We start from the raw sequence: 12,127 nt of genomic DNA, 5'->3' as shown, positions 1-12,127 counted from the left end.
GAAACGGCAACGCGCGCCAAGGGGAAGGCGCGCGTTTGTCCGCAAAGAATTCGCAAGGTTTTGGATTACTGCTGCAGGCACAGCTCCATCCACGTGGCACCGAGATCCTTTTTGCGCACATCGCGCATCTTCTGCTCATAGACCCAAGGGGTGATCAGCGGGATCGCGGCATTATAGTTCGCGGGCCAGGTCGGGCCTGTATCGGCCACGGCTTGCGGCACGTCGCGCTCTTTCACGCGGTCGAGTCGCGCCTGCTGGATCGCCGCCACGACATCCGCCTGATGCTGGCAGCTTTGTTCTTTTGTTTCCTGAGCAGCCAGAGGTGTGGCCAGTAAAATAGCCGCAACGGCAAAACGCAACATGGTGGTCTCCGGGATTCGTTCTCGTCGCTGAAGTCTACTGCCGGGCGAGGATGCGCGCCATCGTCGAATTGCATCTTGCGCAGCCCTGTTGCGCCTTGGTCCTGCGGGCGATGGATCAGATGCCAACCGCCCGCAGAGAGTATTGTCAAAGTCCCTTAGCGCGGTAGCTTTTCGAGACACGGTCAATGGCCACGATGTAGGCCGCGGTCCTCAGATCCTCGACATCGTCGCGACTGTGCCAGACTTCACGCATCGACTGGTAAGCAATCCGCATGGTGTCATCAAGCCCCGAACGAACCAGCTCAAGCTCATCCGCACCTTTCAGGTATTTCGCCTTGAAGTTCGGAGACATGGACCAGGCATCGCCCAGATAGCGGTCCAGCCGTTCCAGCTCACTGACGATCAACTCGTGCCGCGACTCTTCCTGGCGACGCTGCATGCGGCCAAACCGGATATGGCTTAGGTTCTTAACCCATTCGAAATACGAAACGGTCACACCGCCAGCATTTGCGTACATATCAGGAATGATCACGACGCCCCTATCGCGCAGAACTTCATCTGCACCAGCTGTCACCGGGCCGTTTGCAGCTTCGATGATCAACGGGGCCTTGATGCGATCGGCATTATCAAGGTTGATCACACCTTCCAGCGCCGCCGGGATCAGGATGTCGCACTCTTCTTCCAGCACGGCCCCTCCCTCGGCGGAATGGGTGGCGTCGGGATAATCGCTGACGCCGCCATGCTTGACAATCCATTGGCGAACCGACTCGACGTCGATCCCGTCGGGATTATACAGCGCTCCGTCCCATTCAATGATGCCCACGATACGAGAGCCGTCTTCCTCGCTCAGGAACTTGGCAGCGTGGTAGCCCACATTTCCCAGACCCTGAACAATAATGCGCTTGCCGTCCAACTTGCCCGACAGCCCTGCCTTTTGAATGTCCTCAGGATGGCGGAAAAACTCGCGCAGCGCATATTGAATGCCGCGGCCCGTGGCCTCGACCCGTCCGGCAATACCGCCAGCATTCAGCGGCTTGCCTGTCACGCAGGCGCGCGCGTTGATATCAGTTGTATTCATCCGGGCGTATTGGTCCGCCATCCACGCCATTTCACGCTCACCCGTCCCCATATCCGGGGCTGGCACGTTCTGTGACGGGTTGATCAGGTCGCGCTTGGCCAACTCATAGGCGAACCGGCGGGTGATCTGTTCAAGCTCATGCTCTTCGTATTGGCGTGGGTCGATACACAACCCACCCTTTGATCCGCCAAACGGCGTTTCGACCAGAGCGCATTTATAGGTCATCAGCGCCGCAAGCGCTTCGACTTCGTCCTGGTTGACCGCCAACGCAAAGCGGATACCGCCTTTCACCGGCTCCATATGCTCGGAATGCACCGATCGATATCCGGTGAATGTGTGTATGTCACCGCGCAGCCGGACGCCGAAGCGTACAGTGTAGGTGGCGTTGCAGACCCTTATCTTTTCTTCAAGGCCCGGAGGCAGATCCATCAGGGACGCTGCCCTGTTAAACATAAGATCTACACTCTCTCGAAAGCTGGGTTCTTTTGTGGCCGTCATTTAAACCTCCGTGCCGGCGAACGACTTGCGTTCTGACGTTTTGTCGCACCCCTTTGCTAAACGATCAATGTTTAAGCAGAAATAAAATCTCAAGTTACGGGGAAATATTCGAACTCTGGCTGAGTCGCCAAACCCAGACATTATCCGCCGAATTGTTCACGCATCGAATACAGCCCCGCGCGACAGTCCGGAATTATCCCTCAATTTCCCTCAAACCAGCCAAAACTGGGCCCTTTTCGCCCAATTCCCGCCACGTTTCGCAGTTAATTTCCATACGTTAACTTTTCCTTAGCAGCTTTGGATGTCTGCTCAGCGAGGTCTGCAAGATGAAAATGCCCAAGTTTCTACGCGAAAGCAAAAGCGGCGCTAAATCAGCGCTAAGCGCGCGCCGGTTCGCAAAAAGCGAAGACGGTACATTCACAATCTTTGTATTGTTGGGTTTCCTGGTGATCTTCGCTTCGACCGGAGCTGGCGTTGACCTAATGAATTTTGAACGCGACCGCGCCAATCTGCAATCAACATTGGACCGCGCCGTTCTTGCGGCCGCTGACCTTGATCAGAAAAAGCCCGCACGCGAAATTGTCGATGCCTATTTCGAGAAGGCCGGGCTGGGCGGCAAAATCACTTCTGTCGTGGTGGAAGAAGGCTTTGGATCACGTAAAGTATCAGCCACCGCCGAGGCGACCATCAAAACCCACTTTATGCATTTCTCTGGCGTCAACAGCTTGACCGCTAACGCGGCCAGCACGGCCGTCGAAAGCATTGGAGCTGTTGAAATTTCGCTGGTTCTCGACATCTCTGGCTCAATGAACAACTATTCGAGTTCTGGCGGGAAGAGCAAAATTGCGCTTCTGCAGGATGCGGCCACAGAATTTGTCACGCTGATGCTGGATTCAGATGATCCGAACCGCACGGGCATTTCGATCTCGATCGTGCCTTACGCAACTCAGGTCAACGCGGGTGAACCCATCCTGAGCAAATTCACCAACGTTACAGCAGAGCACAACTACTCCCATTGTGTGAACTTTATCCCTGAACAGTATAGCGACGCGGACCTAGAGCGTGATGACAGGCTGGAACGCACTGCACATTTTGACCCCTTCACCTATTCCGAAGGCTCGATCAGAACACCGGTTTGCCCGGTCCGCGATGGCAGTGCGATTACGCCTGTTACCGATAATCTGGAGGCATTGACCAAACAGATCAAGGCGTTGACTGCAACCGGGAACACCTCGATAGATGTCGGCATGAAATGGGGCGTGGCCTTCCTGGACCCAAGCGTTCGTGGCATTGTGAGCGACCTGGCTGACGACAACATCGTTCCAAATCACTTCCGGACCCGCCCGTCAGACTATAACTCGGACATCTTGAAAATTGTAATCGTAATGACCGACGGTCAGAACACGGACCAGTATATGCTGAACCCGTCCCTTCGGGAGGGCTTGTCTGATGTCTGGTACAATGCTGAGGCCTCCGAATACACAGTCTACCATTCGCAGGGTCGCCCGAACTTTTTCTGGCCACAGCAGAACACATGGGCGGACCATCCGTTCGGCAATCCTGATCCAGAGACACCAGCCAACGAAGAATTGGGTACGGCTGTTCGCCTGACCTATCCAGAACTTTTCAACCGTGTGTCGTTGGCCTGGAATGCAAGATATAACTACTACTGGCAGTCAAGTGCATGGGCCGAGTGGTACTCGAAAGCGTATGCCAAAGTTGAGACTTCGGCCAAGAACCAGCGCACCAAGCATATCTGTAACGCAGCCAAGGATGAGGGCGTCATTGTCTATGGCATCGCCTTCGAAGCACCCAGAGCCGGGTACAAAACCATCAAGGACTGTGCCAGCTCGGACAGCCATGTATACAATGTGAACGGTCTGGACCTGGAAGACGCATTTGCTTCTATCGCGTCGTCGATCAGAAAACTGCGGTTGACCCAATGATCGGAGCCCTTGTTTCAAAGCTGCGAAGCCTGAGACGCAGGGAAGATGGGGCGGTCACCGTCGAGTTTGTGATCATCTTCCCGGCATTCATGTTCTTCATCCTGAGTGCGATGGAATATTCGGTGGTCACCTTGCAGCAGGCGATGTTAGAGCGGGCTGTGGACCAGACAGTTCGCGACATTCGCCTCGGCACGGGCACCAACCCAACGCATGATCAGATAAAAAGTACGATCTGTGATCGCGTCGTAGTGATCAAACGCTGTACCACCAACTTGCAGCTGGAGATGCTGCAACAAAGCGCGTTTGTCGGGTTGAACCTTCCGCCTGTCCCGGATTGCACTGATAATTCTGAAGAAGTGAACCCAGTTCGCGCTTTCGAAAATGGCCTTTCGAACGAGTTGATGATCCTTCGGGCCTGCGCAAAGGTCGATCCGATTTTCCCTACATCGGCGATGGGGCGTATTTTGTCGGATGAATCAGGCCAGATCGAACTTACCGCGACGACTGCCTTCGTACAGGAGCCTCTGTAAGCCTATGTTTTTCATTTCAAAGCTCCGGAATCTTCTGAAATCCAAGACGAAAGACGAGAGTGGGGTACTCACGGTTGAGGCTTTGCTTGTCTTTCCGATGCTGGTGTGGACGATCACAGGCGCTTTCACGTATTTCGACGGCTTCCGCCAAAGCGCATCTAACCTGAAAGCGGCGTATACCGTTGGCGATTTGATCTCTCGCGAGACCGGCACGATCACGGACACTTATATCACCTCATTGCATTCGCTGCTGGTGGCGATGGTCAACAACCGATCACAGATGAATCTGCGCGTGTCGCTGGTTGTGTTCGACGAACAGGATGATCGTCATTACGTCAGATGGTCAACCGCGCGCGGTTACGACAGCATCTGGACCGACGACAATATCGACCGCATGCGTGATAACCTGCCGCCTATGCCGAACCAGGACACACTGATCATTGTTGAAACGGCGAATGCTTACATTCCGGTCTTTGACTCGATCTATGGGGTGGATTTCCTCAAAGGCGAACATGTCTTTGAAAATTTCGTCTTTACACGCCCACGCTTTACCAATGAGGTTGCGGCAAATGTGTCGGGCGTTGTTGAAATTGAGGAAAATCCCGACGGGTCTGGCGAGATCGGTGAAATCGAGGACCCTGGCACAGGGGATTCCGGTGCGAGTGCGGAAAGTGCAACGAACTAGGACAGGGTGGGTTGGCATCTTAGTGCCTTCCACCCCGCCTTCGAATAACGAGGTGGCGCTGAAGGTCTGACCTAGCCGCGTTCTGCCACCATCGCAGACAAAATCTCGGACATGAATTTGGTTTCGGCGGCGGATGTCATGCCGCCTATGCCAACGCGGCGTCCCAAGCGCCACCACAGCCCCGGCGCCCATCTATTTGCACCTGATTGCCGGGTTGTTACCAGAAAGCCATTCGACGGCTTGAAGGCAAACGCACCTCTTTCGACGGCTTCAATGTCTTCTATTGCGGCGATCGGCTGCCCTGCCCCGGTTCTGAGTTCGGTCTCAGTCAGCTCGATCCAATCCGAGGTTGCCTTCCACATGCGATAGGCCAGCCAAAAGGACGCCGCGCCTACCACAAACAGGAATGCCTGCCAGGATGGCTCCGGCGGCGCGGCAAGCGCGACGAAAACAACCAGAAAGCCCACGGTCGACAACATTCCGACACCCATCCACCGCCTGGGTGATGAGGCTTTGACCACGGCCAGAACTTCTTGTTGCATTTGCTGCTCTCCCACTTTGCAGTTGGGTTTAGCCACTTTCCCAGCCAAACAACAGAGGCGAACGCACCTGCTGAATTTCGCACAGGTTGCGTGTTTCAGCGCAAATTGACCCGCCATGGCGGTGCGGTACATCTTCCCCATAGCAACAGGAGCGCAGCAATGTCCCTCAGACCGACTTTGGAAACCCGAAAGGCCATACCGACGATGGAGGGGGCAGGCGTTAAACTGCACCGCGCTTTCGGCTTTCAGGACCCGTCAGAACTGGATCCTTTTTTGCTGTTCGACGACTTTCGCAATGAACGCCCGCAGGACTATCAGGCTGGATTTCCATGGCATCCGCATCGCGGGATCGAGACGATCACCTATGTCCTGTCCGGCTCGGTTGAGCATTCGGATTCACTTGGCAATAACGGAACACTTGGCGCGGGTGATGTGCAGTGGATGACGGCAGGGTCCGGAATCCTGCATCAGGAAATGCCCAAGGGGAGCCAAACCGGCCAAATGCACGGGTTTCAGCTGTGGGGCAATCTACCCGCGGCCCAAAAGATGACAACACCGCGATATCAGGACGTGCCGCGCAAAGAGATCCCTGAAATCACAGACGATGACGGAACCGTTGTCCGCGTGATCGTGGGGACGTTTTGGGGCAAGACAGGCCCAGTCGACGGCATCGCCGCCGACCCTCAGTATCTGGACATCCAAATTCCGGCAGGCGTGAAGAAGACCTTCCCCATAGACACCTACCGTCGCGCATTTGCATATGTATTCGAAGGCGCGGGCGCCTTTGCTGATGCCTCGCGGCCTGCGGGGGTCCTTTTGGAAAAAGAAGTTGGTGGCCAAGAGGTGAACATTCGTGACATGTCGGGAGACCGAACACTGGTTCGCTTTGGGAGTGGTGACGAAGTGACCGTTCAGGCAGGTCCGGAAGGTGTCCGGTTCCTGCTGATTTCCGGCGCACCGATCAATGAGCCGGTCGCGTGGCACGGCCCCATCGTCATGAACACCCGGACCGAGCTGGAACAGGCTTTTCGCGAATTGCGCAACGGGACGTTTATTCGGCCGGCACATTGACTGCCCCTTAAGCAGTCATCGCCTTTCGGACCATGTCCCAATAGACGGCTTCAACCTCGTCCAGCGAAAGCCGCCCACCGGCGCGATACCACGTCATGACGCCGTTCAGCATGGCGATGACCGCCAATGTCGCAATCTTCGTATCCGCGACCGCAAAGATACCCGCCCGCTGACCTTCGCGCAAAATGGCCTCAAGCCCGTCTTCATACTTGCGGCGCAGATCCTCTATTTCGGCGAAGTTTTCGGGCGTGAGGTTCCGAAGTTCCATATAGGCGATGAATACCTCGTCAGGGCGCTGCAGGTGGAACCGGATGTGAAATCCGACAAACCGACGCAAAGCATCCTGCGGATCGCCAGTTTGCTTTTGCTCGCCATAGGCGGACAACAAATCCTGCATATGGTCGCGCATCAAACGGAACAGAAGGCTCTGCTTATCCGGGGTGTAATTGTACAATGCCCCGGCCTGCACCCCAACCTCGCCCGCAATTTTCCGCATGGAAACAGCAGCATACCCATGGCGCGCGAAAAGCCGAAGCGCTGCCTGCCGGATACGCGGGCCGGTAATGTCCGAGTGTGAGCCTTGTGTACGTGCCATGTATCCACCATATCTGAACGGATGTTCAGATAGAAGCCCGCTTGAAACGACCGGACAAAAAGTGCATCACCGATGCCAGTTGCCACAATAAGGTTTCATCATGAAGCCCCTTCTTCTTCTGCCCCTAGTTTTGCTCTGCCTGGGATGCACCAATTTTCCCGAGTTGAAAGACCGAGAAGGGCCAAATGTGCAATCGGCCCCCTACCCCAAGTTAACCCCACTGGCAGATGTTTTCGCTGTGCCTGTTGACCCGCTGTACGAAGCGGCAGAGGTCGAAAGTGAACTGACCGAACGCAGCAAGGCGTTGAAGAAAAAGGCAACGGCATTGCAAAACGCTCAGACCAATTAGTCCTCAGGTTTTCTGTCGCCTGGCATGGGTGTCGCGGATTGCGCCTCGGCGCCGAACCCGCTAAGGCAGCGGGAACGGGGAAACACCCCAGATTAGGATTATCGAGCGGAAAGGAACCCACAGGATGACACAGGCGCTGCGGCTTGGAATTGCGGGCTTGGGAACTGTTGGTGTGGGTGTCGTCAGGATCGTGCGCCGCCATGCCGACCTGCTGCAGGCACGAACGGGTCGTCCTATCCAGATCACAGCGGTTTCCGCGCGTGATGCTGGCAAGGATCGCGGTGTGAACCTGTCGGATTATGCCTGGGAAACTGACCCTGTCGCATTGGCACAGCGCGACGATATTGATGTTTTTGTTGAACTGATGGGCGGGGAAAACGGACCTGCCAAAGCCTCGGTCGAAGCGGCGCTAGCCAGTGGTAAGGATGTCGTCACCGCCAACAAGGCCCTGTTGGCCATTCACGGTCAGGAACTGGCCGAAATGGCCGAAGCCGCGGGCCGTGTGATCCGCTTCGAAGCGGCCGTGGCTGGCGGCATTCCAGTGATCAAATCCCTGACCGAAGGACTTGCGGGCAACGAAATCACCCGCGTCATGGGGGTGATGAATGGCACATGCAACTATATCCTGACCCGGATGCAATCGCAGCGGCAGGGATATAACGCCCTGTTCGACGAATGCGCACAGCTGGGTTACCTTGAAGCCGATCCAAATCTGGATGTGGGCGGGATAGACGCCGCGCATAAACTGGCGCTGCTCGCCTCGATCGCATTCGGCACCAAACCGAATTTCGACGGGATCGAGATCGAAGGCATTCAGCAGATCAGTCTGGATGACATCGACCAGGCCCATGACATGGGATACCGGATCAAACTGTTGGGCGTGGCTCAGCGCACGGCACGGGGGCTTGAACAGCGGATGCAGCCGTGTTTGGTGCCCAGTGACTCGCCCCTGGGCCAGCTTGAAGGCGGCACCAATATGGTGGTGATCGAAGGCGACGCGGTCGAGCAGGTTGTTCTGCGTGGCCCCGGAGCTGGCGAGGGTCCAACGGCGAGCGCGGTGATGGGCGATGTCTGCGATCTGGCACGTGGGCTTCAGATTCCGACTTTCGGCCGCCCTGCCAGTTCGTTGCAGGACGCAGTGCCAGCGCTGACTGGTCGCCCTGCCCCCTATTATTTGCGTCTGGGTCTGCTGGACAAACCCGGCGCCTTGGCCAAAGTTGCGGCCATCCTGGGCGATGCCGGGGTCTCGATTGATCGCATGCGCCAATACGCCCATGCGGAAAGCACCGCGCCGGTTCTGATAGTTACCCACAAAACCACCCGTGCCACGCTGGATGTCGCCTTGCTGGGCCTGCACGAGACCGATGTTGTTTCGGGCACACCGGTTGCTTTGCGGATTGAAGAGGTTTGACCCTTGCGGCCTGCACGATACGCAGGCTATGCCGGACAAGACGCCGATACTGACCTGAGGATAGTGAAAATGAGTGCTGCCAAGATTGATTTCAATGACCGCCTGTTGTCTCTGGGCCTGGCGCGGGTTGCGGAACAGGCTGCGCTTGCTTCGGCTTCGCTGGTTGGACGGGGTGATGAAAAGGCCGCTGACCAGGCCGCTGTGAATGCCATGCGCGAACAGCTGAACCTTCTGGATATCGCCGGTGTCGTTGTCATCGGTGAAGGCGAGCGCGACGAGGCACCGATGCTGTATATTGGTGAGGAGGTCGGGTCCGGCAATGGTCCCGGCGTCGATATCGCGTTGGACCCTCTGGAAGGCACCACGCTGACCGCCAAGGACATGCCCAACGCGTTAACTGTGATAGCAATGGGCCCGCGCGGATCAATGCTGCATGCACCGGACGTTTATATGGACAAACTGGCCGTTGGCCCGGGTTTCCCTGAAGGCGTTGTCAGCCTGGACATGAGCCCGCGCGAACGTGTGGAAGCGCTGGCCAAGGCCAAGGATTGCGAGCCTGCCGACATTACCGTCTGCATCCTGGAACGCCCTCGGCATGAGGCAATGATTGCCGAAGTTCGCGAAACCGGTGCATCTATCCGCCTGATCACCGATGGTGATGTTGCTGGCGTCATGCACTGCGCCGAAAGCGAAGTCACCGGGATCGACATGTATATGGGCCAAGGCGGCGCCCCCGAAGGTGTTCTGGCCGCTGCAGCGCTGAAATGCATGGGCGGGCAGATCTTTGGCCGCCTGCTGTTCCGCAATGATGACGAACGCGGCCGCGCCGCCAAAGCGGGCATCACCGATCTGGACCGCATCTATTCGCGCGATGAGATGGTAACCGCCGATGTGATCTTTGCCGCAACCGGCGTCACCGGCGGCTCTTTGCTGCCGCGCATCAAGCGCGAGCCGGGTTGGGTTGAAACCACCACCCTGTTGATGCGGTCGAAAACCGGGTCGGTTCGACGCATGTCCTACCGCACGCCGACGTGGTCGCATAACGACGGCTAAGATCTTGCGCCTGACCATCGTGCAGGGCTATCCATAGAAATGATAAGGCCGGGTCCGCGAGGGTCCGGCCTTGGCACATCAGGGGCAGGACATGAGCTTTCTTGGGGTTGAACATTCACTGTCAGCACGTCGCTGGGTCGGCCCCTCGGCGGATGTAGAGCGCGCGACCGAGGTGCTAGTACAACAAGCCGGATTGCCTCGGGCCGTCTGTCAGGTTCTGGCCCGGCGCGGTGTTCCGGCAATGGAAGCTCCGGGATTTCTAGAACCCAAACTGAAAGAGCTGTTGCCCGATCCGCGCGCGATGAAAGACATGGAAACCGCTGCAACCCGTTTTCTGACTGCGGTCCGTCTAAAGCAGCGCATTGCGATCTTTGCCGATTATGACGTCGACGGAGGCAGTTCGGCTGCTCTGCTACTCACGTGGTTGCGTCAGATGGGCCTGCAGGCGACGCTCTATGTGCCTGACCGGATTGATGAGGGCTATGGCCCCAACGTCCCGGCGATGCAGGAACTGGCCGCCACGCATGATCTGATTATCTGCGTCGATTGCGGAACCCTCAGCCATGAACCCATCGCCGCCGCAAAGGGGGCCGATGTCATCGTCCTGGACCACCACCTTGGTGGCGAAACTTTGCCCGATTGCGTGGCCGTGGTGAACCCGAACAGACAGGACGAAAGCGGCGATCTTGGCTATTTTTGTGCCGCCGCCGTCGTGTTCCTGATGCTGGTCGAGGCCGGACGGCAACTGCGCGAAGCGGGTGCAAAAGGGCCTGACCTGATTGCAATGCTAGACCTTGTGGCGCTGGCCACGGTGGCGGATGTGGCTCCTTTGATCGGTGCAAACCGCGCGCTTGTGCGTCAGGGGCTGAAGGTCATGGCGCAACGACAAAGACCGGGGTTGGTGGCGCTGTCGGATGTGGCGCGGATGGATTCCGCGCCCAACAGCTATCATCTGGGGTTCATGCTGGGCCCGCGCGTCAACGCAGGGGGCCGGATCGGCCAGGCCGATCTGGGTGCCCGGCTGCTCAGCACCGATTCAACCCATGAAGCAGAGGCTCTGTCGCAGCGGCTGGACGAGTTGAACACCGAGCGGCGCGATATTGAAAATGCGGTTCGGGCAGCCGCGATGGAACAGGCCGAAGAACGGGGCCTTGATGCGCCCTTGGTCTGGGCGGCCGGGGAAGGCTGGCATCCGGGCGTTGTCGGCATCGTCGCGTCGCGCCTCAAAGAAACCGCCAACCGCCCGGCCATCGTCATCGGTCTGGACGGGGATGAGGGCAAAGGATCGGGCCGATCAGTGACCGGTGTCGATCTGGGTGCCTCGATTCAGCGGCTGGCGGCGGAAGGTCTGCTGGTCAAGGGCGGCGGCCACAAGATGGCGGCTGGCCTGACGGTCATGCGTGATCAGCTGGAACCGGCGATGGAACGGCTCAGCGAATTGCTGGCAAAACAAGGGGCAGGTCAAACCGGCCCTGCTGACCTGAAACTGGAAGGCACACTTATGCCCGGCGCGGCCACTGTCGATCTGATTGAACAGATTGAAAAAGCAGGGCCTTTCGGCGCCAGTGCTCCGGCTCCGCGGTATGCCTTTCCGGACTTACAAGTGCGCTTTGCCAAGCGGGTCGGCGACTCCCATCTGAAGCTGTCGCTGTCGGACGGGGTGGGTGCCGGGTTGGATGCCATTGCGTTTGGCGCCTTTGACGGACCAATGGGGGAACGGCTGACCAATCACGGCGGCGCACGCTTTCATTTCGCCGGACGACTTGAGGTGAACACATGGGGTGGACGGCAAACTGTACAACTCAGATTGGAAGATGCCGCCGAGGCGATCTAAGGCCGCATTCGCCACCGCCAAAAAACTTTCACAACCCTGCGTTTTTCGGCTTGCGGGGGTCAGAGTGAAACCGTAAAAGGCCCCCCACAAGCTAGCGTGGCCCGTTCGTCTATCGGTTAGGACGCCAGGTTTTCAACCTGGAAAGAGGGGTTCGATTCCCCTACGGGCTACCA

General features: G+C 57.5%; 12 protein-coding genes and 1 tRNA gene. 9 read left to right on the top strand and 4 right to left on the bottom strand.

The window, feature by feature from the left end; translation table 11 throughout:
- Positions 1 to 65 precede the first annotated feature (65 nt).
- Together AC2FGB_RS19320 and AC2FGB_RS19315 are read right to left on the bottom strand one after the other, a co-directional pair.
- Positions 66 to 362 carry a hypothetical protein gene (locus AC2FGB_RS19320; RefSeq protein ID WP_496693327.1) on the bottom strand — a complete coding sequence of 99 codons (297 nt, stop codon included), beginning with the start codon at positions 360 to 362 and terminating at the stop codon, positions 66 to 68.
- A 145-nt stretch (positions 363 to 507) separates the two neighbouring features.
- Positions 508 to 1,938, bottom strand: a complete 1,431-nt coding sequence (locus AC2FGB_RS19315) for a Glu/Leu/Phe/Val family dehydrogenase (RefSeq protein WP_142634665.1) — start codon at positions 1,936 to 1,938, stop codon at positions 508 to 510.
- Positions 1,939 to 2,270: 332 nt separating this feature from the next.
- Here AC2FGB_RS19315 and AC2FGB_RS19310 point away from each other — a divergent pair, with 332 nt between their 5' ends.
- From AC2FGB_RS19310 to AC2FGB_RS19300, 3 genes are read left to right on the top strand one after another with little or no spacing between them, the layout of a single operon-like run.
- Entirely contained in the window at positions 2,271 to 3,884 is a 1,614-nt protein-coding gene (locus AC2FGB_RS19310) for a TadE/TadG family type IV pilus assembly protein (protein WP_496693328.1), read from the top strand.
- Complete coding sequence (locus tag AC2FGB_RS19305) at positions 3,881 to 4,414, top strand: TadE/TadG family type IV pilus assembly protein (protein WP_142634669.1); 534 nt, start codon at positions 3,881 to 3,883, stop codon at positions 4,412 to 4,414. The genes AC2FGB_RS19310 and AC2FGB_RS19305 overlap by 4 nt, the downstream gene beginning before the upstream one ends.
- 4 nt (positions 4,415 to 4,418) lie before the next feature.
- Complete coding sequence (locus tag AC2FGB_RS19300; protein WP_496687444.1) at positions 4,419 to 5,099, top strand: TadE/TadG family type IV pilus assembly protein; 681 nt, start codon at positions 4,419 to 4,421, stop codon at positions 5,097 to 5,099.
- A 71-nt stretch (positions 5,100 to 5,170) separates the two neighbouring features.
- Here the strand turns inward: AC2FGB_RS19300 and AC2FGB_RS19295 are convergent, their stop codons facing one another.
- Positions 5,171 to 5,641, bottom strand: a complete 471-nt coding sequence (locus AC2FGB_RS19295; protein ID WP_496693329.1) for a hypothetical protein — start codon at positions 5,639 to 5,641, stop codon at positions 5,171 to 5,173.
- Positions 5,642 to 5,800: 159 nt separating this feature from the next.
- Between AC2FGB_RS19295 and AC2FGB_RS19290 the strand changes: the two genes are divergently transcribed.
- Complete coding sequence (locus AC2FGB_RS19290; protein WP_281994818.1) at positions 5,801 to 6,712, top strand: pirin family protein; 912 nt, start codon at positions 5,801 to 5,803, stop codon at positions 6,710 to 6,712.
- Between the two features lie 7 nt (positions 6,713 to 6,719).
- Here the strand turns inward: AC2FGB_RS19290 and AC2FGB_RS19285 are convergent, their stop codons facing one another.
- Positions 6,720 to 7,307, bottom strand: a complete 588-nt coding sequence (locus AC2FGB_RS19285; RefSeq protein ID WP_142634678.1) for a TetR/AcrR family transcriptional regulator — start codon at positions 7,305 to 7,307, stop codon at positions 6,720 to 6,722.
- Positions 7,308 to 7,407: 100 nt separating this feature from the next.
- On the opposite strand from AC2FGB_RS19285, the gene AC2FGB_RS19280 reads away from it, so the two are divergent.
- The 5 genes from AC2FGB_RS19280 to AC2FGB_RS19260 all read left to right on the top strand — a co-directional run bounded on the left by AC2FGB_RS19280 (position 7,408) and on the right by AC2FGB_RS19260 (position 12,127).
- On the top strand, positions 7,408 to 7,656 hold the full coding sequence (locus AC2FGB_RS19280; protein ID WP_496693330.1) for a hypothetical protein: 249 nt from the start codon (positions 7,408 to 7,410) through the stop codon (positions 7,654 to 7,656).
- A 124-nt stretch (positions 7,657 to 7,780) separates the two neighbouring features.
- Positions 7,781 to 9,067 carry a homoserine dehydrogenase gene (locus tag AC2FGB_RS19275; protein WP_142634682.1) on the top strand — a complete coding sequence of 429 codons (1,287 nt, stop codon included), beginning with the start codon at positions 7,781 to 7,783 and terminating at the stop codon, positions 9,065 to 9,067.
- A 69-nt stretch (positions 9,068 to 9,136) separates the two neighbouring features.
- Entirely contained in the window at positions 9,137 to 10,120 is a 984-nt protein-coding gene (gene glpX, locus AC2FGB_RS19270; protein ID WP_142634684.1) for a class II fructose-bisphosphatase, read from the top strand.
- 91 nt (positions 10,121 to 10,211) lie between these two features.
- A complete protein-coding gene (gene recJ / locus AC2FGB_RS19265) occupies positions 10,212 to 11,954 on the top strand; it encodes a single-stranded-DNA-specific exonuclease RecJ (protein ID WP_496693331.1) in 1,743 nt (580 codons plus the stop codon).
- Positions 11,955 to 12,052: 98 nt separating this feature from the next.
- Positions 12,053 to 12,127, top strand: a tRNA-Glu gene (locus AC2FGB_RS19260).

The organism is Ruegeria sp. CDSC021 (assembly GCF_059610845.1).
This window is presented reverse-complemented; position numbering and strand designations above follow the sequence as displayed.